Origin of the sequence: uncultured Nocardioides sp. (assembly GCF_947488025.1) — a bacterium.
Classification (GTDB): domain Bacteria; phylum Actinomycetota; class Actinomycetes; order Propionibacteriales; family Nocardioidaceae; genus Nocardioides.
Map to the genome: position 1 here is coordinate 18,991 of NZ_CANKYS010000013.1, position 21,622 is coordinate 40,612.

Annotated in this window: 20 protein-coding genes and 1 pseudogene; 16 read left to right on the plus strand and 5 right to left on the minus strand. The window is 74.0% G+C overall.

From position 1 onward, the window contains the following. Window positions 1–79 precede the first annotated feature (79 nt). The 6 genes from zwf to Q1B24_RS18340 all read left to right on the plus strand — a co-directional run bounded on the left by zwf (window position 80) and on the right by Q1B24_RS18340 (window position 6,750). A complete protein-coding gene (gene zwf / locus Q1B24_RS18315) occupies window positions 80–1,558 on the plus strand; it encodes a glucose-6-phosphate dehydrogenase (RefSeq protein ID WP_299931455.1) in 1,479 nt (492 codons plus the stop codon). Continuing rightward, window positions 1,555–3,441, plus strand: a complete 1,887-nt coding sequence (gene edd / locus Q1B24_RS18320) for a phosphogluconate dehydratase (protein ID WP_299931456.1) — start codon at window positions 1,555–1,557, stop codon at window positions 3,439–3,441. The genes zwf and edd overlap by 4 nt, the downstream gene beginning before the upstream one ends. Further along, window positions 3,425–4,093: a bifunctional 4-hydroxy-2-oxoglutarate aldolase/2-dehydro-3-deoxy-phosphogluconate aldolase gene (eda, locus tag Q1B24_RS18325; protein ID WP_299931457.1), complete on the plus strand. Its 669-nt coding sequence runs from the start codon at window positions 3,425–3,427 to the stop codon at window positions 4,091–4,093. The genes edd and eda overlap by 17 nt, the downstream gene beginning before the upstream one ends. A gap of 44 nt (window positions 4,094–4,137) precedes the next feature. After that, on the plus strand, window positions 4,138–4,737 hold the full coding sequence (locus Q1B24_RS18330) for a TetR/AcrR family transcriptional regulator (protein WP_299931458.1): 600 nt from the start codon (window positions 4,138–4,140) through the stop codon (window positions 4,735–4,737). Further along, window positions 4,737–5,351 carry a VC0807 family protein gene (locus Q1B24_RS18335; RefSeq protein ID WP_299931459.1) on the plus strand — a complete coding sequence of 205 codons (615 nt, stop codon included), beginning with the start codon at window positions 4,737–4,739 and terminating at the stop codon, window positions 5,349–5,351. The genes Q1B24_RS18330 and Q1B24_RS18335 overlap by 1 nt, the downstream gene beginning before the upstream one ends. 112 nt (window positions 5,352–5,463) lie before the next feature. Next, entirely contained in the window at window positions 5,464–6,750 is a 1,287-nt protein-coding gene (locus Q1B24_RS18340) for a glycoside hydrolase family 16 protein (protein ID WP_299931460.1), read from the plus strand. On the opposite strand, the gene Q1B24_RS18345 is transcribed toward Q1B24_RS18340, so the two are convergent. After that, window positions 6,751–7,008: a hypothetical protein gene (locus Q1B24_RS18345; RefSeq protein ID WP_299931461.1), complete on the minus strand. Its 258-nt coding sequence runs from the start codon at window positions 7,006–7,008 to the stop codon at window positions 6,751–6,753. A 64-nt stretch (window positions 7,009–7,072) separates the two neighbouring features. Then, complete coding sequence (locus Q1B24_RS18350; protein WP_299931462.1) at window positions 7,073–8,353, minus strand: MFS transporter; 1,281 nt, start codon at window positions 8,351–8,353, stop codon at window positions 7,073–7,075. A 176-nt stretch (window positions 8,354–8,529) separates the two neighbouring features. Between Q1B24_RS18350 and Q1B24_RS18355 the strand changes: the two genes are divergently transcribed. The 5 genes from Q1B24_RS18355 to Q1B24_RS18375 all read left to right on the plus strand — a co-directional run bounded on the left by Q1B24_RS18355 (window position 8,530) and on the right by Q1B24_RS18375 (window position 14,202). Further along, window positions 8,530–10,257, plus strand: a complete 1,728-nt coding sequence (locus tag Q1B24_RS18355; protein WP_299931463.1) for a GAF domain-containing protein — start codon at window positions 8,530–8,532, stop codon at window positions 10,255–10,257. Window positions 10,258–10,337: 80 nt separating this feature from the next. Continuing rightward, window positions 10,338–11,012 carry a response regulator transcription factor gene (locus Q1B24_RS18360; RefSeq protein WP_299931464.1) on the plus strand — a complete coding sequence of 225 codons (675 nt, stop codon included), beginning with the start codon at window positions 10,338–10,340 and terminating at the stop codon, window positions 11,010–11,012. A 244-nt stretch (window positions 11,013–11,256) separates the two neighbouring features. After that, window positions 11,257–11,391, plus strand: a complete 135-nt coding sequence (locus Q1B24_RS18365; RefSeq protein ID WP_299931465.1) for a hypothetical protein — start codon at window positions 11,257–11,259, stop codon at window positions 11,389–11,391. A gap of 2 nt (window positions 11,392–11,393) precedes the next feature. Next, window positions 11,394–11,708, plus strand: a complete 315-nt coding sequence (locus Q1B24_RS18370; RefSeq protein ID WP_299931466.1) for a hypothetical protein — start codon at window positions 11,394–11,396, stop codon at window positions 11,706–11,708. Window positions 11,709–11,724: 16 nt separating this feature from the next. Next, entirely contained in the window at window positions 11,725–14,202 is a 2,478-nt protein-coding gene (locus Q1B24_RS18375) for a cation-transporting P-type ATPase (RefSeq protein WP_299931467.1), read from the plus strand. Window positions 14,203–14,232: 30 nt separating this feature from the next. Here the strand turns inward: Q1B24_RS18375 and Q1B24_RS18380 are convergent, their stop codons facing one another. After that, entirely contained in the window at window positions 14,233–14,487 is a 255-nt protein-coding gene (locus tag Q1B24_RS18380) for a DUF1918 domain-containing protein (protein ID WP_299931468.1), read from the minus strand. 127 nt (window positions 14,488–14,614) lie between these two features. Here Q1B24_RS18380 and Q1B24_RS18385 point away from each other — a divergent pair, with 127 nt between their 5' ends. Continuing rightward, complete coding sequence (locus tag Q1B24_RS18385) at window positions 14,615–15,334, plus strand: response regulator transcription factor (RefSeq protein ID WP_299931469.1); 720 nt, start codon at window positions 14,615–14,617, stop codon at window positions 15,332–15,334. An 8-nt stretch (window positions 15,335–15,342) separates the two neighbouring features. On the opposite strand, the gene Q1B24_RS18390 is transcribed toward Q1B24_RS18385, so the two are convergent. Together Q1B24_RS18390 and ppsA are read right to left on the minus strand one after the other, a co-directional pair. Continuing rightward, on the minus strand, window positions 15,343–16,359 hold the full coding sequence (locus Q1B24_RS18390; RefSeq protein ID WP_299931470.1) for a class I fructose-bisphosphate aldolase: 1,017 nt from the start codon (window positions 16,357–16,359) through the stop codon (window positions 15,343–15,345). A gap of 28 nt (window positions 16,360–16,387) precedes the next feature. Further along, entirely contained in the window at window positions 16,388–18,790 is a 2,403-nt protein-coding gene (gene ppsA / locus Q1B24_RS18395; RefSeq protein ID WP_299931471.1) for a phosphoenolpyruvate synthase, read from the minus strand. A 200-nt stretch (window positions 18,791–18,990) separates the two neighbouring features. Between ppsA and Q1B24_RS18400 the strand changes: the two genes are divergently transcribed. The 4 genes and pseudogenes from Q1B24_RS18400 to Q1B24_RS18415 all read left to right on the plus strand — a co-directional run bounded on the left by Q1B24_RS18400 (window position 18,991) and on the right by Q1B24_RS18415 (window position 21,621). Beyond that, window positions 18,991–19,569, plus strand: coding sequence for a hypothetical protein (locus tag Q1B24_RS18400; RefSeq protein WP_299931472.1), 579 nt, complete (start codon window positions 18,991–18,993; stop codon window positions 19,567–19,569). 124 nt (window positions 19,570–19,693) lie between these two features. After that, window positions 19,694–19,921 (plus strand): annotated as a pseudogene (locus tag Q1B24_RS18405) (alcohol dehydrogenase catalytic domain-containing protein); the annotation flags it as partial. Window positions 19,922–20,091: 170 nt separating this feature from the next. Then, window positions 20,092–20,577, plus strand: coding sequence for a zinc-binding dehydrogenase (locus Q1B24_RS18410; RefSeq protein WP_299931473.1), 486 nt, complete (start codon window positions 20,092–20,094; stop codon window positions 20,575–20,577). Window positions 20,578–20,688: 111 nt separating this feature from the next. Further along, window positions 20,689–21,621 carry a universal stress protein gene (locus tag Q1B24_RS18415; protein ID WP_299931474.1) on the plus strand — a complete coding sequence of 311 codons (933 nt, stop codon included), beginning with the start codon at window positions 20,689–20,691 and terminating at the stop codon, window positions 21,619–21,621. The last annotated feature ends 1 nt before the right edge of the window (window position 21,622 follow it).

Here is a 21,622-nt window from a genome sequence, read left to right on the forward strand (position 1 = left end):
TTGTGGCACCAGCAAATATGTCTTGAAAAGACGTAAGTTCCGTTGCATCCAGACGGAAGCATCCGTACGGTGCTGTGTCATGGACTCGATCACCCCCGTCGACGCCTGCGACTTCACCGTCTTCGGCGGCACCGGCGACCTCGCGCTGCGCAAGCTGCTGCCGGCCCTCTACCTGCGCGACCGCGACGGGCAGCTCCCCGACGGCTTCCGGGTCATCGGCGTCTCCCGGGCGGAGGTGGACGACGACGGCTATCGCGCCCTCGTGGCCGGTGCCCTCCGGGAGCACGTCGTCGCCGAGGACCTCGATGCCGCGGTCGTCGAGCGGCTGCTCGGTCGGCTGCACCACGTGCGGCTCGACGTCGCCGACGTGGCGGCCTGGCACCAGCTGCACGACCGCCTCAAGGACGGCGCCGCGTCCGACGACGTCATCCGGGTCTTCTACCTGGCGGTCGCCCCCGGGCTCTTCGGCACCATCTGCGAGCACCTCGACGAGGCGGGGCTGGTGACCGAGCGCTCGCGCGTCGTGCTCGAGAAGCCGATGGGCACCGACCTCGCGACCGCCCAGCAGGTCAACGCCGCGGTCGGACGGGTCTTCGAGGAGTCGAGCATCTTCCGCATCGACCACTACCTCGGCAAGGAGAGCGTGCAGAACCTGCTCGTCACGCGCTTCGCCAACACCTTCCTCGAGCCGCTGTGGAACAGCCGGTGGGTCGACCACGTGCAGATCACCGTGTCCGAGTCGATCGGGGTGGGCGACCGCGGCTCCTACTACGACCGCTCCGGCGCGCTGCGCGACATGGTGCAGAACCACCTGCTCCAGCTGCTGTGCCTGGTGGCGATGGAGCCGCCGACCTACGTCGACCGCGAGACCGTGCGCGACGAGAAGCTCAAGGTGCTGCAGGCGCTGCGGCCGATGACCCCCGAGCTCATCGACCGCGACACGGTGGCCGGGCAGTACGCCGCCGGGCTGTGCGAGGGCCGCCCCGCGGCGTCGTACGCCGACGAGGTGGGCCACGCCAGCGGCACCGAGACCTTCGTCGCGATGCGCACCGAGGTGCAGAACTGGCGCTGGGCCGGCGTGCCGTTCTACCTGCGCACCGGCAAGCGGATGCCCGAGCGGGTCTCGGAGATCGTCGTGGTCTTCAAGGAGCCGCCGCACGCGATGTTCCCGCACAGCGAGGGGCCGACCGAGCCCAACCGGCTGCACATCCGCGTGCAGCCCGACGAGGGCATGCGGCTGCACATGACGGCCAAGGAGCCCGGCCCCGGCGGCATCCGGCTGCGCCCGGTGTCGCTCGACCTCAGCTACGCCGCCGCCTTCGGCGGCCGCTCGCCCGACGCCTACGAGCGGCTGCTCATGGACGTCGTGCGAGGCAACACCACCCTCTTCATGCGCCGCGACGAGGTCGAGGCGGCCTGGACGTGGGTCGCTCCCATCCTCGAGCGCTGGTCCCAGCCCTCGCACCGCCCGCGGAAGTACCCCGCCGGCACGCACGGTCCCGTTGCCGCCGTCACGCTCCTCGAGCGCGACGGCCGATCCTGGCAGGAGACAGAATGAGCAAGCAGACCGTCCACCCGGTGGTGGCCGAGGTCACCGACCGCATCGTCCGCCGCAGCGCGGCCACCCGCGCGGCGTACCTCGCCCGCACCGACGCAGCGATCGTCACGGGCCCCGCCCGCGGCAAGCTCGCGTGCGCCAACCTCGCCCACGGCTTCGCCGCCGCCGACGAGCCCGTGAAGTCGGGCCTGAAGTCGGGCCGCAAGCCCAACGTCGCGATCGTCTCGTCCTACAACGACATGCTCTCGGCCCACCAGCCCTTCCGCGACGTGCCCGAGGTGCTGAAGAAGTCGATCGTCCGCGCCGGCGGTCTCGCGCAGTTCGCCGGGGGAGTGCCGGCCATGTGCGACGGCATCACCCAGGGCCGCGCGGGCATGGAGCTCTCGCTCTTCAGCCGCGACCTCATCGCGATGTCGACGGCGGTCGCGCTCTCCCACGACATGTTCGACGCGGCGATGATGCTCGGCGTCTGCGACAAGATCGTGCCGGGGCTGCTCATCGGCGCGCTGTCCTTCGGGCACCTGCCCACGGTCTTCGTGCCGGCCGGGCCGATGACGTCGGGGCTGCCCAACGGCGAGAAGGCGCGCGTGCGCCAGCTCTACGCCGAGGGCAAGGTCGGGCGCGAGGAGCTGCTCGAGGCCGAGTCGGCGTCGTACCACTCGAAGGGCACGTGCACCTTCTACGGCACCGCCAACAGCAACCAGATGCTGATGGAGGTGATGGGCCTGCACCTGCCCGACGCGACGTTCGCCAACCCCGAGACCCCGCTGCGAGCGGCGCTCGACCGCGCTGCCGGTGCGCGTGCCGTCGCGATCACCCACGCAGGCGGCGAGCCCACCCCGGTCGGGCACATGGTCGACGAGAAGGCGATCGTCAACGCCTGCGTCGCGCTGCTGGCGACCGGCGGGTCGACCAACCACACGATGCACCTGGTCGCGATCGCCGCGGCCGCGGGCATCACCCTCGCCTGGGACGACCTGTCCGACCTCTCGGCGGCCGTGCCGCTGCTGACCCGGATCTACCCCAACGGCTCGGCCGACATCAACCACTTCGTCGCCGCGGGCGGGACGCCGTTCCTGGTGCACACGCTGCTCAAGCACGGCTACCTCCACGACGACGTGCTCACCGTGTCGGGTCGCGGCCTGTGGCGACACACCCGCGAGGCCCGGCTCGACGGCGAGGGCGACCGGGCCGGGGTGGTGTGGGAGGAAGGGCCCAAGTCGTCCCTCGACACCGACGTGCTGCGCGGCGCCGACGACCCGTTCGCCCCGGACGGCGGCCTGCGGATGCTGGACGGCCGGCTCGGTCGTGCCGTGGTCAAGACCTCGGCGGTGAAGCCCGAGCACCGGGTCGTCACGGCGCCCGCGATGGTCTTCGACGACCAGGCCGACTTCCTCGCCGCCTTCAGCGAGGGCCGCCTCGACGGCCGCGACCTCGTCGCCGTCGTGCGCTACCAGGGCCCGGCGGCCAACGGCATGCCCGAGCTGCACAAGCTGATGCCTGCCCTCGGCGTGCTGCAGGACCGCGGCCAGCGGGTCGCGATCGTCACCGACGGCCGGATGTCCGGCGCCTCCGGCAAGGTCCCGGCCGCCATCCACGTCACCCCGGAGGCCGCCCTCGGCGGGCCGCTGGCACGGGTCCGCGACGGCGACCTGGTCACGGTCGACGCCGACGCCGGGGTGCTCGAGGTGGAGCTCCCCGACGCCGAGTTCGAGCGCCGCGAGACCACCGGCCGGGCCCCCCACGACGTCGAGTGGGCCGGCACCGGACGGGAGCTGTTCTCCGGCTTCCGGGCCATCGTCGGCACCGCCGAGACCGGCGCCAGCGTCATCCGTCCCCTGCCCGCCCCCACCGAGGAGGCCCCCGTTGTCCAGCCCGTCTGACGTCCAGCCCGCTCCCGACCTGCTCCGCGACAGCAGCGGCTCGCTCCTGTCACTGGTGCCCGTCGTGCCGGTGGTCGTGCTCGAGGACCTCGACCACGCCGTGCCCGTCGCCCGGGCGCTCGTCGCCGGTGGCCTGCCGGTCATCGAGCTGACCCTGCGCACCCCGGTCGCCCTCGACGCCATCGCGGCCATCGCCGCCGAGGTGCCCGACATCCTCGTCGGCGCCGGCACCATCACCTCGCCCGAGCTCGTCTCGCGGGCCGTGGAGGCCGGGGCGCAGTTCCTCGTCTCGCCCGGCACCACGCCTGGGCTGCTCCGGGAGCTGGCCGGCTCCGGGGTGCCGTTCCTCCCCGGCACCGCCACCGTCTCCGAGGCCATGGCGGTGCTCGAGGCGGGCTTCTCGGAGATGAAGTTCTTCCCAGCCGAGGCCTCCGGCGGGGCGGCGTACCTGAAGTCGCTGGCCTCACCGCTGCCGGCGGCCCGGTTCTGCCCGACCGGTGGCATCACCGCCGCCAGCGCGCCGTCCTACCTCTCCCTGCCCAACGTGGGCTGCGTGGGCGGGTCGTGGCTGACGCCGGCCGACGCGCTCGCCGCCGGGGACTGGGACCGCGTCGTCGCCCTCGCGCGGGAGGCTGCTGCCCTCGGGGCCTGACCCGGCGCTTGCGCGGATTCGGACGTACGTCCTAACATTCGTACGTGCGTACTACCGATGTCACCAAGACGTCTGCCGGCGGCACGGCTCGCCGGGCCCAGCTGGTCGGGTGTGCCATCGACGCCCTGGTCGAGCTGGGCTACGCCCGGACGTCGGTCGCCGAGGTGGCCCGCCGCGCCGGGGTCAGCAAGGGCGTGGTGACCTACCACTTCCCCAGCAAGGAGGACCTCCTCGGCGAGGTGGTCGTCTCGCTCTACCGCGACGCCGGTGAGCAGATCGCGCGAGCGGGCGCCGGCGACTCGGTCATGAGCGAGCTCGAGGCCTACATCACCAGCAACCTCGCCTTCGTCGCCGAGAACCCCCGGCACGTGCGTGCGGTCATGGAGGTCGCGTCGAACGTGCGGCCGGGGGACGGCCGAGGCGAGGATCCGCTCGTCACCCACCTGCAGGAGCTGATCGAGCGAGGACAGGCGTCGGGCGAGCTCGCCGGGGTCGTGGACGCCGGGGTGCTCGCCGTGACGATCCGCGCCTCGATCGACGCCGCTGCGGCACGTGCCGCCGTCGACCCCGCGGCGGATCCTCGGGCCCATGCCCGGCACCTGGCCACCCTGGTGCGCCTGGCCCTGCGGACCGAGGAACCCTGATGAAGGCGACCAGGAGCGGCCCGGCCGCGTTCACCGGGTTCCTCCTGCTCGACCTCGTGCTGCCGCTGGCGACCTACTACGTGCTGCGCGCGACGGGGGTGTCGGTGTGGACGGCCCTCGTCGCCGGAGCGGCGGTGCCGATGGTCCGCCTGGGTGCGAGCCTCGTCCTCCGCCGACCCGTGGCACGCGCGAGCCTCTTCACCCTCGCGCTCATCGCGACCGGGACCGCAGTCGGGCTCACGACCGCCGACCCACGGCTGCTGATGGCCCGCGAGAGCTACCTGACGGGCGTCGCGGGATGCTGGATCCTGCTGTCCCTGCGGGGCCCACGACCCCTCGTCTTCACGGCGACCGCCGGCTTCATGGCCGAGCCGGCGGCTGAGGAGTGGCACCGGTCGTGGGAGACCAGCGAGGCGTTCCGAAACGCCATGCGGGCCATGACGTGGGGCTTCGGGCTGGCCTTCGTGGTCGACGCCGCAGCCCGGGTCGTGATGAGCTACACGCTGCCCCTCGACCTCGTCCCGGTGGCGTCCTCCGCCCTGCTCGTCGTCATGCTGGTCGGCGTCGTCCAGGCCGGCAAGGCCTGGGGACGTCGCCAGCCCACCGCGCAGTAGACCCACCCGACAACCATCTGGACCTCCGCTGCGTCTCAGTGGCACCAGCACCACCGCCCGCGACCGACGCTCCTGCCGCCATCCGTCGCGCTCGACACCACGAAGGTCACCCATGTCCGTGCGACGTCCTGCCCGCCTGCCCGCCCGCCCTCCTGCCAGTCTCCTGGCAGTCGCCGCGACCGCCTTGCTGCTCCCCGCCTCCCTGCTCGCCTGGTCGCCCCCCGGCTCCGCCGCGGACCAGGTCGCCGCGGACCAGGTCGCCACGGACCAGGCAGTCGCAGACGACGCGCCCGCCAGCGTCTCGGTGCGCTCCACCGGTCGCCAGCGGATCCGGCTCGAGGCGCTGCCGCAGGTGGTCCAGCCGGGCGGCGCCGTGGCCAGCCCCGCGGCCGCCCGGGCCGCGGTCGTCGCCACGCTCCGGCCGATCCGGCCAGGTCGCCGGGTCCAGCTCCAGGTCCAGGAGGGCGAGACGTGGCGCGCCGTCGCCACGAAGCGGCAGGACCGCCGCGGCCGGGCGCAGTTCGCCGCCGCGGCGTCGGTCGACGGCGCTGCCCTGCGCTACCGGGTCAAGGCGATGGCGGCGGCCTCGATGAGTCCGGTGAAGAGCACGCCGGTCAGCACCGCCCGCTGGCTCCGCGCGACCTGGACCGACGAGTTCGACGGCTCGCAGCTCGACCCGGTCTGGAACCACCGCGGCCGGGAGTACGCCCACGGCAGCAGGCGCTCGTGCGCCAAGGGTGACCCGAGGGCGACCAGCGTGGGCGGCGGAGCCGTGAGGCTCAGCGTCATCAAGGACCCGGACGCCACGACCCGGTGCCGCATCGAGGGGCGCGACGCCCGCGCCGGGCGGTTCGGCTACCGCCTCAACGGCCACATCGGCACCCAGCACGCCTTCGCCTTCCGCTACGGCGTCGCCGCCGCCCGGGTGAAGTTCCACCGGTTGCGCGGGCAGCACGGCGCGTTCTGGCTGCAGCCGGCCACCGGGATGCACGCCGGAGCGCTCGGCAGCGAGATCGACGTCGTGGAGTACTTCGGCGACCGCCACCCGCAGGGCGGGCTGGCCTCCTTCATGCACCGCTACGAGGGCAAGCGCCGGATCGCCTCGGGCGGCTGGATCAAGAACTCCCGGTCGTTCCTCGCCGGTCGGCGTGACGGCTGGTCGAAGAACTACCACGTCTTCTCGGTGGAGTGGACGCCGCGCATGCTGGTCTTCCGCATCGACGGCAAGGAGACCGGGCGCATGCGCGGCAAGATCTCCGACGTCCCGCAGTTCCCGATCCTGAGCCTCATCTCGGCCAACTACGAGATCCCGAAGATCAAGGAGAAGCGGCTGCCGCAGCACATGTACGTCGACTGGGTGCGGGTCTGGGAGACCGGTGGCGAGCCCGCCGGCGGGTGATCAGCCGCGACCGCCCAGGCCCCGGTAGAGGTCGATCTCCGCGCGCAGCCGCGGCGGCAGCGGGGCGCCCGCCAGCGCGAGGGCGGCGGCGTAGGCCTCGAGGGCGTCGAGCAGCTCCTTGCGGAGCTGCTGCTGCTCGGCGAGCCGCTTGTCGTGCCGCGCTCGTTCGAGGACCCGGCGCGCCGTCAGGACGTCCTGGAGCAGCGACGACAGCCGCTGGTGACGCCCGGGATCGAACTCCGGTCCTACTTCCAGCATGGGGCACCTGACCAGTCCAGCAGGGCTGCGGCGCGGTGCCGCAGCGTCGTGGACGCCCCTCAACCTACCGGCTGGCGCCCGTCGGCGTCGCCACGCGCGGGTCTTCCGGCGCCCGCGTGGGGCTCGGAGGAGGGCCGGCCTCGACGGCCGACGCCGTGCGGAGCCGCCGCTGCTGGGTGGACATGAGCGCGACCGCGAGCACCGTCGCACCGACGGTGACGGCGAAGGCCGCCGTCGCGCCCGACTCGTCGGCAAGACGGCCGGCGACGCTGGAGCCGAGGGCGTAGCCGAGGCCGGTCGCGCTGGCGAGCGTCGTCATCGCCGCGCCGACGCGCGCCGGCGGCACCACGCGCTCGGCGAGGGAGAACACGGCGATCATGTAGGGCGCCACGGCCACGCCGAGGAAGAGCACGGTCGCGGCGGTGCCGGCCAGGGAGCCGACGACCAGCAGCGGGAGGGAGAGCACGAGGAGCGCCCACGCGGCGACCAGGGCACGGCGTTCGTGGCCCACCCGCTCGGGGACGTACGCCGTCGCCAGGCCGGCGAGCGCGCTGCCGACGCCCAGGGTGGCGTGCACCAGTCCGGCCACGCCCGGCGTACCTGCGTCGGTGGCGAGCACGGTGGCGCCGGTCTGGGTGGCGCCGAAGAGCATGCCGATGCAGACCTGCGCGCCGACGAGGACCACGAACGCGGCACCGAGGAGACGGCCCGTCCCGACCGGCCGCTCGGCGTCGTGGGCCAGGCGTGCGGAGGGGTCGAGCGCGAAGGCCGAGCCGAAGACGGCGAGCAGCGCCGCGGCGAGCAGCAGGGCGCCGGAGGGGGAGAAGGCAGCGACCGAGAGACCCACCAGCGCGGGTCCGATCGCGAACGACGCCTCGTCGGCCGCTCCCTCGTAGGAGAACGCGGCGTCCACGAGCCGGCGCTGGTGCGTCCCGGTCGCGCGGGTGAGCGGGCGCCACCGCACCCGGGCCAGCGGTCCCACCTGCGGGAGCACGAGCCCGGTGGCGGCCGCGGTGAGCACGACGAGCACGTCGGTGGCCCCGCCGCCGACGACCGCGACGAGCGCGGTCAGGCCGGTGGCGCCGAGCAGCGACTGGACGAGGACGACGGGCCGCTGGCCGACGCGGTCGGCGAGCGAGCCCGCGACCGGCGCACCCACGGCGTTGGCCACCGCGAGGGCGCCGGCGCTGAGGCCGCCGAGGCCGTAGCTGCCGGTCGCGGTGGAGACGAGCAGGAGGGTGCCGAGCTGGCTCATGGCCAGTGGGAGGCGGCCCACGAACGCCACGAGGACGTAGGCGGGACCGGCGATCGACAGGAGTCGTCGATAGGAGGCGAGGGGCGTCACGAGGGTCCTTCGGGTGCGTCGGTACGACGCGCCGAACCCACCTCCAAGGACGCGTTGAACCCTCTGCGCCGCCCAGTCTAGGAGCGCCGGCGGCGCCGTACGGAATTGCCGCGGGGTTCCGCCGGCGTCGGCCCGGGCAATAGGCTGGCGTCGCAGGCCAGAACGGGCGGAGGGTCATGCACGACAGCGACGCGAGCGGCGACGAGCCGCATGACCGCGTGCTGGCGGAGGTCGGCTTCGACCGCCTGCTCCGCGAGGTCCTGGCGCGTGTCCGGGAGGTGGTCGACGAGAAGTCGAAGCTGCAGCACCTCCTCGACGCGGTGGTCGCCATCACGTCGGAGCTCTCGCTCGACGGGGTGCTCACCCGCATCGTCCGGTCCGCGAGCAGCCTCGTCGGCGCGAGGTACGCCGCGCTGGGCGTCCTGACCGACGGCCCCGAGCGCCAGCTGCGCACCTTCATCCACCACGGGATGGACACCGAGGTGGTGGAGCAGATCGGCGACCTGCCGACCGGGCACGGCCTCCTGGGCCTGCTGATCGAGGAGCCCCGGCCGCTCCGGCTCGAGGACGTCGCCGCCCACCCGGCGTCGTACGGGTTCCCGGAGCACCACCCCGAGATGACGTCGTTCCTCGGCGTGCCCGTGCGGACGCGGGATCAGGTGTTCGGCTACCTCTACCTCACCGAGAAGGGCGGCGGTCAGGACTTCAGCGAGATCGACGAGTCCGTCGCGGTGGCGCTGGCCGCCGCCGCGAGCGTGGCGATCGAGAACGCCAAGCTCTACGAGGAGGCGGAGCGACGCCAGGCCTGGCTCAGCGCCACCGCCGAGATCATCTCCCTGCTGGCCGAGGAGACCCCCACCGACCGTGCGCTCCAGGCGGTGGCCGACCGGGCCCGGACGGTCTCGGGTGCCGACGTGGCCTGGGTGGTCAGCGGCTCGGACCCCCATGACCTCCACCTCGAGGTCGTGGCCGGGGTCGCGGCCGACCGCGAGACGATGAACGCGCTGCCGATGGAGAAGTCGCTCGCGAGCCTCGTGGTGCGCACCGGTGCCCCCCTCTCGGTCGACGACCTCGCCACCGATCCGCGCGCGGTGGACCCCTCGTCCGTCGACGGCTGGCCCCGGCTCGGCCCGGCGATGGTCCTGCCGCTGCGCTCCGGCTCGGGGGTGGAGGGCGTCCTCTCGCTGGCCTGGACACCCGGCCGGATCGACGCGTTCCGGCGTCTCGACCCGGCCCTGCCCACCAGCTTCGCCGAACAGGCGGCGCTCGCCCTCCAGGTCGCCCGGAGCCGGGAGGACAGGACGCGGATGTCGTTGCTGGAGGACCGCGACCGCATCGGACGGGACCTGCACGACCTCGTCATCCAGCGGCTCTTCGGCGTGGGCCTGGGGCTGCAGAGCACCGTGCAGATGGTGCCGGCCGAGGAGCCGGCGCAGCGCCTGCGCGAGGCCATCGTCGACATCGACGACACGATCAAGGACATCCGGCGCACGATCTTCGCCCTCGGGAAGCTCGACTCCTCGACCGACCTGCAGAGCGAGATCGAGAGACTGGTCGCGCGAGCGGCCGCGACGATGAAGCTGCAGCCCAGGCTGCGCTTCGCGGGACCGGTCCGCACGACCGTGACCGACGCGGTCGCCCCCGACCTGCTCGCCGTGGTGAGCGAGGCACTCACCAACGTCAGCCGGCACGCCCAGGCGTCGTCGGTGGAGGTCCGGGTGTCGGTCGCCCGCGACACGCTCGAGGTGGTGGTCGCCGACGACGGGTGCGGCATGCCGCGAGACGTCCGGGAGAGCGGGCTGCGCAACCTGCGCGAGCGGGCGGCCGGCCACGGGGGTGAGCTGGTGGTGGAGTCGGGCGCCGGGACCGGCACGACCGTCACCTGGAGCGTCCCGCTCGGGTGACGGGTCCCGGGTCCTAGGTCCCTGACGACTGGACCTACGGGCAGTTCCCCTCGTGGTCGCGCCCCCGCGACGATGTCGGGATGAGCGACGAGGCCGCCGGGGCCGGAGCCGTCGAGGCGCCTCGACCGATCAGGGTCTACCTGGTCGACGACCACGAGATCGTCCGCCGGGGGCTCAGGGAGATCCTCTCCCGCGCCGGCGACATCGAGGTCGTCGGCGACTCCGCCTCGGCCGAGGAGGCCGTGCGACGCATCCCGGCCCTTCGTCCCGATGTCGCCGTTCTCGACGGACGGTTGCCCGACGGCTCGGGCATCGACGTGTGCCGCCAGGTGCGCTCGGTGGACCCGACCATCAAGGGCCTCGTCCTGACGTCGTACGACGACGACGACGCCCTGTTCGCGGCCATCATGGCGGGAGCGTCGGGCTACCTGCTCAAGCAGGTGCAGGGCACCGACCTCGTCGACGGGATCCGACGCGTGGCGGCCGGCCAGTCCCTGCTCGACCCGTCGGTCACCGCCCACGTGCTCGACCGGATCCGGAACGGGCCGCCCGAGGACCCGCACCTCCGCGAGCTCAGCCCGCAGGAGAAGCGCATCCTCGAGCTGGTGGTCGAGGGCCTGACCAACCGGGAGGTGGCCGAGCACATGAGCCTGTCGGAGAAGACGGTGAAGAACTACGTCTCGTCCATGCTCGCCAAGCTGGGCCTGACCAGCCGGACGCAGGCCGCGGTGTTCGCCACCCGGCGCACCGTGTGACGCCCGCCCGGGCCTGTGGACCCGGGCAGCACGGCGGCCATCGTCCCGGGTGGAGGTCCCGGACGTGGTGGGTCATTGGTCCGTTGTGCCCTCCACGGAAGTGCACTGATATGGAGTCACACCGGGGGACCGGGTGCCCCGCTCCACCGGCCCTCTGCAGCCGTACGCCGTGCTGCTGATGGCACGAGGGCCGGTCGGGGCACCCGGCGGTGTGGGGCCACTGGATGAGAGAAGGAAGGGACGCATGGAGCGCCAGCAGGAGGTGGTCGCCGGTGACAGGGGCGCGGCGACCGCGCCGGACGTGGAACAGTCCGGCTCCCGCGTGAGCCCCGGCGACCCGATCGCACGCGCCGCCGTGCCCGCGAAGGGGGAGGAGTAGTCATGCCGAGCGTCCATGAGGGGGTGGCCGACATGACGGTGGACACCCGTCTGACCAACAGGGAGCTGAGGGCCGCGGCCGACCGCCTCCTCGCCGACCGGTGCGACGTGCCCGCGGGGTCGGTCATGCGGACCTTCTCGCGGGCGGTGCGGACGACGCTCCTCGACGGCTTCTCGTCCTCCGAGGTCGTGGCGGAGGCCGAGCGGAGGACCCGGGAGCTGCTCGCCCAGCGTCCGGCTGCGGCCGGGCGCCCCTACCTGCGCATGTGGGCGGGCGTGGGCGTCCTCGCCGTGCCGCGACCGCGCAGGGCGCGGTGACCGCCCGCCACCGACGATGGACGCGCGGGCCTCGACGGCCCTGAGCTCGGCGGAGGCGGCTCGTCGCCTCCGCACGGTCGGTCCCAACGTCCCACCTGCGCGCGCCCGCCGCAGCACCGCGCTCCGGGTCGCCGACCAGCTGCGCGACCCGATGATCGTGCTGCTGCAGCTCGCCGCGCTCCTCGGCGCCGTGCTGCGCGACTGGCCGAGCACGGCGATCATCCTCGCGGTGGTGGTCTTCAACACGACGGTCGGGGTCCACCAGCAGCACCGGGCCGACCGGGTGATGGACGAGCTCGAGCAGATGGCGGCGCCCACCGCCGTCGTCCGCCGCGACGACGCCCTCGTGACGGTGCCGGCCGGTGAGGTCGTCCCGGGTGACCACGTGACCCTCACCGCCGGTGACCTGGTACCGGCCGACGCGGTCGTCCTGCAGGCGCACGACCTCGAGGTGGACGAGTCCCCGGTGACGGGGGAGTCGCTCCCGGTCCTCCACGGCCCCGGTGACGAGCTCCCGGCCGGGGGGCGGACCACCCACGGTCGCGCCGTCGTCGAGGTCACCCGCACCGGAGCGAGCAGCAGCCTGGGCCGGATCGCCGCGATGCTGCAGGACGGCGGTACCCGACAGACGCCGCTCCAGCGGCGCCTGACCGGCCTGAGCCGCGGCCTGGCGGTGCTTGTCGTCACGCTCACGGCGGTCGTGGTCGTGCTCGGGCTCGCCCAGGGGCGCCCGTGGGGCGAGATGCTGCTGGTGGGGCTGAGCCTGACCGTGGCGGCACTGCCCGAGTCGCTGCCGGCCGTGGTGACGATCGCGCTGGCGGTCGGGGCCCACCGCATGGCACGACGCCACGTCATCGTGCGCGCGCTGCCGGCGGTCGAGACCCTGGGCTCGGTGACCGTCGTGGCGACCGACAAGACCGGCACGATCACCGAGGGCCGCATGCGCGGCCAGGCCCTGTGGGTCGCCGGGGTCCGGCTCGACGCCGGCGCCGACGGGATCCGCGCCGCGGACACCTCGCGCGCTCCTCCCGACGACGCGCTCGAGCGGCTGCTGCGAGACGTCGTGCTGTGCAACGACGCCACGTCGGGCGTCGGCGCGGCGGGCACGTCGCGGGTGGCGGGCGACCCGCTCGACCATGCCGTCCTGGAGCTCGCGTCGCTCGCGGACCTCGACGTCGACGGCACCCGGGTCGCCTGGCCCCGCACGGGTGAGGTGCCCTTCGACCACGCGGCCCGGCGCATGACGACCCACCACCTGAGCCCCGAGGCGGGTCACCTCTCGGTGTCCAAGGGGGCTCCGGAGGCGGTCCTCGCGCTGGTCACCGCGAGCGCGGCGGAGACAGGTGCCGCACGGCCCGCCGTCGAGGAGATGGCCGGCAGCGGGCTCCGCGTCATCGCGGTGGCCGACTCGGCGGACGGCGTCGAGTGGCACCTGGCCGGGCTGGTGGGCATCGGCGACCCTCCCCGGTCCTCGGCGGTCGGGGTGGTCCGCACCCTGCAGCGGGCCGGGATCCGGCTGGTCCTGGTGACGGGTGACCACGCGGGGACCGCCGGTGCCGTGGCGCGGTCCGTGGGCATCGCGCAGCCGGGCGACACGCCGGTCGAGGGCGACGCGCTCGCCGAGGTGCCACCGGAGCGCCGGCGCGAGCTGACGGTGGTGGCACGGGTGGTCCCGGAGCAGAAGGTGCACGTCGTGCAGTGGCTGCAGGAGGCGGGGGAGGTCGTCGCGATGCTCGGCGACGGCGTGAACGACGCGCCCGCCCTGCGTCGCGCGGACATCGGTGTCGCAGCCGGCCTGACCGGGACCGGCGTCGCGAAGGAGGCGGCCGACCTGGTGCTCGCCGACGACGAGCTGGCCTCGGTGGTGGCTGCGGTGGAGGAGGGTCGGCGGATCTTCGCCAACATCCGCGCGTTCCTGCTGTACGCCGTGTCGGGCGGCCTCGCCGAGGTGGCGGTGATGGTGGCCGGGAGCCTCGTCGGGCTGGCCGTCCCGCTGCTGCCCGGCCAGATCCTGTGGATCAACCTGCTCACGCACGGGATGGTCGGGGTGGCCTTCGGGTCCGAACCGCTCGATCCTCGGCAGATGGACCAGCCGCCCCGGCCGCCGTCGGAGGCGGTCTTCACCCGGCCCGCCCTCGTCCGGCTCGTCGTCGTGACCGCCGCGCTGACGATCGTCGCCCTGGCGGCAGGAGCGCTGACGGAGGGCTCGACCGACCTGCGCCGCACCGCGGTCTTCCTCGCGCTCGGAGCCGGTCAGCTCGGGGTCGCCCTGGCGCTCCGCGCGTCGCGACCGGGCACCGGCGTCGCCGAGCGAGGCCTCGAGGTGTCAGTGGCGGGCGCAGCGCTCCTGATGGCCGCGGCGGTGTGGCTGGCGCCTCTCCAGGCGCTCCTCCACACCGAGCCGCTGCCGCTGGACGTCGCCGTCGCCGCGGTGGCGGTCGCCGCTGTTCCCGGAGTGCTGCTCCGGCTCTGGGTGCGCAGCCGCCCGGGGTGAGCAGTCGCCCGGGGCGAGCAGGTACGGGTGTCAGTCCTGCGGAGCGGTCGTCGGCCCCGCCGGGCCGGTGAAGTGCTCCACGAAGGCGTCCGCCCCGGGGTAGACGAGTGCCTCGTGCCCGGTGTCGGACCACCGGACCACGTAGGGCGGGGTGCCGTCGGGGTGCCGCACCTCGAGGATCTCGGCGTCCCGGACGGGCCCGTGCAGGCTGCGGACGACGAGACGGTCGCCGGTGGATGCGTGCAGGGAGCCGTCCCCACCCCGCGCAGTGGTGCTGGTGCTCATTTTTCTACCTCCTGGTCCAGCCACCAACCTTCCGCAGAGCCGGGGCGCCCAGCCAGTGCCGTTCGACCCGGGTGAAAAGGGATGTTGGTCCGGAGCCATTCGGCCCGAGTGGCGTTACCGTCGTCGTATGGATGACGGACCGGCTCGGGTCCAGGCGGCGGAGGAGCCCATCAGGGTGTTCCTGCTGGACGACCACGAGCTCGTCCGGCGAGGGGTCCGGACCCTCCTGGAGTCCGAGCCCGGCATCGAGGTGGTCGGCGAGAGCGGAACCGCCGCCGAGGGCGCCGCCCGCATCACCGCCCTGCGCCCCCGTGTCGCCATCGTCGACGGTCGCCTGCCCGACGGCTCGGGCATCGAGGTGTGCCGTCAGGTCCGGTCGGCCGACCCGCGCATCGAGGTGCTCGTCCTGACGTCGTACGACGACGACGACGCGTTGTTCGCCGCCATCATGGCCGGCGCCTCGGGTTACGTCCTGAAGCAGATCAGCGGCGGCGACCTGGTCACGGCCGTGAAACGGGTGGCGGCGGGTCAGTCGATGCTGGACCCGGCCGTGACGGACCGGGTGCTGCACCGGCTGCGGCACGGCACCGAGCGGGATCCGCTCACCCAGCACCTGACGCCCAAGGAGGAGCAGGTCCTCGGGCTCGTCGCCAAGGGGATGACGAACCGTCAGATCGCGGAGAGCCTGGGCGTGGCCGAGAAGACGGTCAAGAACTACGTCTCGACGCTCCTGGCCAAGCTGGGCGTCGAGAGCCGGACCCAGGCGGCGGTGATGGCGGCTCGTCGTCCGACCACGAGGGACGGGCGGCCGGAGCGGCCGGAGCGGCCGGAGCGGCCGCACCGGTGAGGGACGGGTCACCCGGCCGTCGACGGTTCCAGGCTGCGCGACCAGCGCCCCCGCCGGGCCGCGCCGTTCATCCGCGCCCGGTGCAGCAGCGCGGCCTGCGCTGATGCGCGGTCCTCGGGGTGCGCCGCCCACGCCTCGAGGACAGGGGCCTGCAGGGCCCGGCCGAAGGAGAAGCTGAGCTCCCAGGGCTGTGCACCCGTCCGGTTGAGGGCGTCCAGGCGGGCGGTGGCCTCCACCGGCGTCTGACCCCCGGAGAGGAACACCAGGCCCGGCACCGAGGCGGGGACGGTGTCGCGCAGCACCCGGACGGTCGCCGCGGCGATCTCGTCGTCGCCCACGTCCTGGCCGGACTCCGTCCCGGGCAGCACCATGTTGGGCTTGATGAGGATGCCGGTCAGGTCGACGCGCTGGCGCACGAGGTGGTCGTGGACGGCGTGCAGCACGGCGCTGGTGACGAGCGAGCACCGGTCGAGGCTGTGGCTGCCGTCCATCAGCACCTCCGGCTCGACGACCGGCACCAGGCCGCACTCCTGGGCCGCGGCGGCGTAGCGGGCGAGGGCGTGCGCGTTGGCCTCGACGCAGCCGGCTGTGGGTCTGCCGTCGCCGATGCGGATGACGGCGCGCCACTTGGCGAAGCGCGCACCCAGGGCGGCGTACTCCGTCAGCCGCGCGGACAGTCCGTCGAGCCCCTGGGTGACGACCTCGGCGGGGAACCGGGGGAGCGGGGTGGTGCCGGCGTCGACCTTGATCCCCGGGATGATCCCCGCCCGCAGCAGGCCCTGGGCGAACGGCCGCCCCGAGCTGCGGCTCTGGCGGATGGTCTCGTCGAAGAGGATGACGCCGCTGACGTGCTCGGACAGCCCGGGCGCGGTCATCAGCACCTCGCGGTAGTCCCTCCGGACCCGCTCGGAGGACGTGAGACCGACGCGCGCCAGCCGCTTCTCCATCGTGGGATGGCTCTCGTCGGCGGCGAGGATGCCCTTGCCCGGTTCGACCAGGGCCTTCGCGGTTGCCTGCAGCGACATGTCGTTCTCCTCGTCGGACTCGGTCCGATCAGGCCCGCAGCGGGGCCCCGTCGCCGGCGGCCGCCGCGACGCGTTGCTCGGCCGCCAGCACGACGCGCGTGGTGGCGAGCACGCTGTCGGGGTTGAGGCTCATCGAGTCGATGCCGGCCTCGACCAGGAACTCGGCGAACGCCGGGTAGTCCGACGGCGCCTGCCCGCACAGCCCGGAGTGGATCCCGTTGCGGCGGCACCCCTCGACCGCCAGCCGGATCATGGCCATCACGCCCGGGTCGCGCTCGTCGTAGTCGAAGGCGACCAGGTCGCTGTCGCGATCCACGCCGAGCGTGAGCTGGGTGAGGTCGTTCGAGCCGATCGAGAGGCCGTCGAAGCGACGGGCGAAGTCGTCGACGAGCACGACGTTGTTGGGTATCTCGCACATCGCGAACACCTCGAGACCGTCCCGGCCGCGCACCAGCCCGAGGTCGGCCATGCGCTCCAGCACGAGGTCCGCCTCCGCGAGGCGGCGTACGAAGGGAAGCATGAGCACGACGTTGGTGAGCCCCATGTCGTCGCGGACGCGCCGCATCGCGCGGCACTCCAGGGCGAAGCCCTCCTCGTAGGCGGGGTGGGCGTAGCGGGACGCGCCGCGGAAGCCCAGCATCGGGTTGGCCTCGTGCGGCTCGAAGCCGGACCCGCCGAGCAGGCCGGCGTACTCGTTGGTCTTGAAGTCGGACATCCGTACGACGACGGGGCGTGGGAAGAACGCCGCCGCGATCATCCCGACGCCCTCGGACAGGCGGTCGACGAACCAGGCGGCGCCGTCGCCGGAGCCGCCCACCAGCGCCGCCAGGGCCGCGCGCTCGTCCTCGTCGGCCACCCGGTCGGGGTGCAGCAGGGCGAGCGGGTGCGCCTTGACCACCTCGCTGATGACGAACTCGGTCCTGGCCAGTCCCACCCCGTCGCACGGCAGCATCGACGTGCGCAGGGCCAGCGCGGGGTTCCCCAGGTTGACCATGATGCGGGTGCGCGGCCGGGGGAGGTCGGAGAGGTCGACGCGGTCGACGTGCACGGTGGCGCGACCGGCGTACACCCGCCCGGTCTCTCCCTCGGCGCAGGAGACGCTGACCTCGGTGCCGTCCACGAGCGTCGTGGTGGCGTCGCCGGTTCCCACCACGGCGGGCAGGCCCAGCTCGCGGGCGACGATGGCGGCGTGGCAGGTGCGACCGCCCTGCTCCGTCACGACGGCCGACGCGGAGGCGAGCACCGGCTCCCAGTCGGGGGTCGTGGTCTCGGCGACGAGGACGTCGCCGGCCTCGAAGGCAGCGAGGTCGCGGGAGTCCCGCACCACCCGCACCCGGCCGGTCGCGACGCGCTCGCCGACCGCGCGTCCCGTGACGAGGACCCGTCCGTGCTCCTGGACCACGTGCCGCTCGAGGACGGTCGCAGCGCGCGCCGCGACGGTCACCGGACGTGCCTGCACGACGTACGTGCGGCCGTCGACGCCGTCCTTGGCCCACTCGATGTCCATCGGGCGGCCGTAGTGCTCCTCGATGGCGATGGCGGCCCCCGCCAGGTCGAGCACCTCGGCGTCCTCGAGGCAGTAGCGGGCACGGTCCTCCTCCGGCGTCGGGACGTTCTCGGGACCGGACGCCCCCGTCACCATCCGCACCGCCTTGCCGCCCAGCCGCCGGTGCAGGACGGTGCGGTGACCGGCGCGGTAGGTGGGCTTGTGGACGTGGAACTCGTCGGGGTCCACGGCCCCCTGCACGACGTTCTCGCCCAGGCCCCAGGAGCCGGTGAGCAGGACGACGTCGGGGTGGCCGGTCTCCGTGTCCACGGTGAAGACCACGCCGGAGCTCGCGATGTCGGACCGCACCATCTTCATCACCCCGACCGAGAGACCGACCGACAGGTCGTCGTAGCCGTGCCGGCGCCGGTAGTGCACGGCCCGGGCGGTGAAGAGGCTCGCGAAGCACCGGCTCATCGCGACGTAGAGGTCGTCACGGCCCACGTCGAGGTAGCTGGCGTGCTGCCCGGCAAAGCTTGCCTCGGGCAGGTCCTCGGCCGTCGCGCTGCTCCGGACCGCCAGCCTCAGCTCGGATCCGTACCGCTCGAGCAGCCGTCCCAGCGCGGGCTCGACCGCCTCCCGGAGGTCGTCCGGGATGCCGGCGTCCAGGACCACCTGGCGCGCCCGCGCGGACCGGGCCTCGAGGTCGGCCACGTCGTCGACGTCGAGCCCGTCGAGTGCCGCCTCGAGGCGCGCCCAGGCGCCGGCCCGGTCGAGGACGTGCCGGTACGCCGCGGCGGTGACGGCGAACCCGCCGGGGACGCGCACGCCTGCGGAGGCCAGGTGCCGGTGCAGCTCACCGAGGGAGGCGTTCTTCCCGCCGACGAGGGGGAGGTCGTCGAGGGTGACGTCGGAGAAGTCGAGGACGAGCGGAGAGGAGCCCATGGCTCGAGCCTTCCCCCTCGGCGGCCGCGCCGACACGGTCGCGGGTCCCGGCGTTCCGGGACCTTCGGGCCCGGGCGTCGTGGTCGCTCGGCCCTGTGCGCGGTCGCGTGGCGGCGCGACGGTGGTGGCAGGTCACATCGACCCGACATCGACCCGACATCGACCCGACATCGACCCCACACCGACGCGAGGAGGCCGCCGTGAGGACCTATCGCATCGTGTGGACGGGAGCCGCGGGGGTGGCCGTCGGGTCCGCGTGCGTCCTCGACATCGCCGCCGGCGGTCTGGTGCGGATGACGCTCCTCGGTGTGGGGATGGGGCTGTTCGGGGCGGCCCTGGCCTTCGCCCTCGTCGAGGAGCGCGAGGACCGCTGGCCCTGGGTCCGGCGCGGGCTGCTCTGGGGCGCGGTGGGGGCGGTCGCCACGGACGCGCTGGCCGTGGCGTGGGGGAACACCGGCGTCGCTCTCGGGCTGGGCCTGCTCGCGCTGTCACCACCCGCGGTCATGCTCGCCCGCACCGGGTTCGTCGGCTGGTCCTCCCGACGCGCCATCGGCCCCCCCGAGGCGCTGAGCCTGCGCGACCTGCACCGGCGCTGGGAGTGGACCACGGCCGAGGTGCTGCGCCCCACCACGTCCGTCCCGCGACGCCTCGTGCTGGTGGAGGAGCGGCGCCGGCTCCTCGACGAGCTGCAGCTCCGCGACCCCGTCCGCTTCGACGCCTGGCTGCTGACGGCGGTGCCGGAACGGCGTCGCGCCCGGTCGTGGCCACCCGGTCGCTGAGGTCGACGTGGACGCATGGGTGGTCAGCGGCAGGCCCGGAGGCGTGGGGCGGGTGGAGCGTGCCGTCCTGCCGGAGCCGCGACCGGCTCCCGACGAGCTGCTGGTGCGCGTCACGGCGTGCGGGGTGTGCCGCACGGACCTCCACCTGGCCGACCTCGAGCTCGCGGCCCGCGCGCCCGGACGGGTGCCGGGTCACGAGGTCGTCGGCGTGGTCGTGGGTCGTGGCGCGGCGGTCACCGGGTGGGACGACGGCGAGCGGGTCGGGATCGCCTGGTTGCGCGGGACCTGTCAGTCCTGCCGCTGGTGTCGCACGGGACGGGAGAACCTGTGCCGGTCCTCGCAGTACACCGGCTGGGACGCGGACGGCGGGTTCGCCGAGTACGCCGTCGTGCCGGCCGACTTCGCGTACCGGCTCCCCGACGGGATGGACGACGTCGAGGTCGCGCCGCTGCTCTGCTCGGGGATCATCGGCTACCGGGCCCTGAGGCGCGCGCGCACGTCGGGCTCGGCGGCCACGTCGGGTTGTACGGCTTCGGTGCCAGCGCGCACCTCACCGCGCAGCTCGCCCTCGCCGAGGGGCTGCACGTGCACGCGTTCAGCCGCGAGCCGGCGGCGCGTGCGCTGGCGCTCGACCTCGGCGCGGACTGGGCCGGCGACGTCACGGACGCGCCGCCCGTGCCGCTGGAGGGGGCGGTCCTCTTCGCGCCCGTCGGCGACCTGGTGCCCGTGGCGCTCCGGGCCCTGGACCAGGGCGGCACCCTCGCCGTCGCCTGCATCCACCTCACCGACGTACCGCCCCTCGACTACCAGGCGCACCTGTTCCGTGAGCGCACCCTGACCAGCGTCACGGCCAACACGCGCGAGGACGCCCACGAGCTGCTGGCCCTCGCCGAGCCGCGCGGCGTGCGGCCGCGCGTGACGACGTACGACCTGGCACACACCGACCGGGCCCTCGAGGACCTCGCGTCCGGGCGGGTCACGGGCGCGGCCGTGGTCCGGGTGGGCTGAGCGCGGCCCGGCGTCCCGGGACCTCCGGCCCTGTCCCGGATGGCCGCGCGCCAGCGATGGTGGCGGTGATGACCCGACGCGAGGCCACGGGACAGGAGTGAGGAGACCACGATGGACACGAGCACGGAGGGCGCCGTGGTCGTCGGCGTCACCGGACCGGGACGCGAGACCGCGGCGCTGCGCTTCGCCGCGGACCTCGCCACACGCGAGGGGACCGAGGTCGTCCTCGTGCACGCGTACGGCACCGCCCTGCCGCCGCCACCGCCGAGCGTGCTCATGACCTACGCCGAGGCCGCCGACGTCGCCGAGTGGCTGGTGAAGGAGGTCCGGGAGGAGCTCGAGGAGCTGACCGGCGGAGCGGTGCCCGTCCGCACGGCGGCGGTCGCCGGCACCGCCTCCCACGTCCTGGCCGGGCAGAGTGCCACCGCCCGGCTGGTGGTCGTGCAGCACCGCGACCCGCACTGGCTCGGCCGGCTGTTCGTCGGCTCCACCGTCGCCGGCACCGCGGCCCACGGCCGGTGTCCGGTGGTCTCGGTGCCGATGGGCTGGCAGCCGACCGACGAGCCCGGCGAGGTCGTCGTGGGCGTGCACGAAGGCGCGGCGCCGCTCGAGGCGGTGCTCGCGGGGTTCGAGTGGGCCGCCTCGACCGGCGCCGCGCTGCGCGTGATCCATGCCTGGCGGCTCGACCCCGCCTACGACGACATCATCACCGCCCGGGTGGCGCCGGAGTGGCACGCCGAGCAGGTCCGGGCCCTCGAGTCCGCGATGCGCGAGCTCCGTCGGGCCCACCCGTCGGTCCCGGTCGCCGTCGAGGTGCGCCACCAGTGGCCGACCGAGGTGCTCGTCGGCGAGTCCCGGACCGCGTCCCTGGTCGTCGTGGGACGGCACGCCTCGCACTGGCGCGGGGGCGCGCACCTGGGTTCGACCGCGCGGACCGTGCTGCGCGAGGCCCGGAGCGCCGTCATGGTCGTTCCGGTCCGGTCTCCCCGGGACGCCGACGCGGGGCTCGGCCTGGACGCCGACGACGTGTCCCTGCAGTCCTGAG

Excerpts from the sequence above, each read along its gene's own strand:
- zwf (WP_299931455.1), top strand. The coding sequence starts at position 80 with ATGGACTCGATCACCCCCGTCGACGCCTGCGACTTCACCGTCTTCGGC.
- edd (WP_299931456.1), top strand. The coding sequence starts at position 1,555 with ATGAGCAAGCAGACCGTCCACCCGGTGGTGGCCGAGGTCACCGACCGC.
- Q1B24_RS18335 (WP_299931459.1), top strand. The coding sequence starts at position 4,737 with ATGAAGGCGACCAGGAGCGGCCCGGCCGCGTTCACCGGGTTCCTCCTG.
- Q1B24_RS18340 (WP_299931460.1), top strand. The coding sequence starts at position 5,464 with ATGTCCGTGCGACGTCCTGCCCGCCTGCCCGCCCGCCCTCCTGCCAGT.
- Q1B24_RS18345 (WP_299931461.1), bottom strand. The coding sequence starts at position 7,008 with ATGCTGGAAGTAGGACCGGAGTTCGATCCCGGGCGTCACCAGCGGCTG.
- Q1B24_RS18355 (WP_299931463.1), top strand. The coding sequence starts at position 8,530 with ATGCACGACAGCGACGCGAGCGGCGACGAGCCGCATGACCGCGTGCTG.
- Q1B24_RS18360 (WP_299931464.1), top strand. The coding sequence starts at position 10,338 with ATGAGCGACGAGGCCGCCGGGGCCGGAGCCGTCGAGGCGCCTCGACCG.
- Q1B24_RS18365 (WP_299931465.1), top strand. The coding sequence starts at position 11,257 with ATGGAGCGCCAGCAGGAGGTGGTCGCCGGTGACAGGGGCGCGGCGACC.
- Q1B24_RS18370 (WP_299931466.1), top strand. The coding sequence starts at position 11,394 with ATGCCGAGCGTCCATGAGGGGGTGGCCGACATGACGGTGGACACCCGT.
- Q1B24_RS18375 (WP_299931467.1), top strand. The coding sequence starts at position 11,725 with ATGGACGCGCGGGCCTCGACGGCCCTGAGCTCGGCGGAGGCGGCTCGT.
- Q1B24_RS18380 (WP_299931468.1), bottom strand. The coding sequence starts at position 14,487 with ATGAGCACCAGCACCACTGCGCGGGGTGGGGACGGCTCCCTGCACGCA.
- Q1B24_RS18385 (WP_299931469.1), top strand. The coding sequence starts at position 14,615 with ATGGATGACGGACCGGCTCGGGTCCAGGCGGCGGAGGAGCCCATCAGG.
- Q1B24_RS18390 (WP_299931470.1), bottom strand. The coding sequence starts at position 16,359 with ATGTCGCTGCAGGCAACCGCGAAGGCCCTGGTCGAACCGGGCAAGGGC.
- ppsA (WP_299931471.1), bottom strand. The coding sequence starts at position 18,790 with ATGGGCTCCTCTCCGCTCGTCCTCGACTTCTCCGACGTCACCCTCGAC.
- Q1B24_RS18415 (WP_299931474.1), top strand. The coding sequence starts at position 20,689 with ATGGACACGAGCACGGAGGGCGCCGTGGTCGTCGGCGTCACCGGACCG.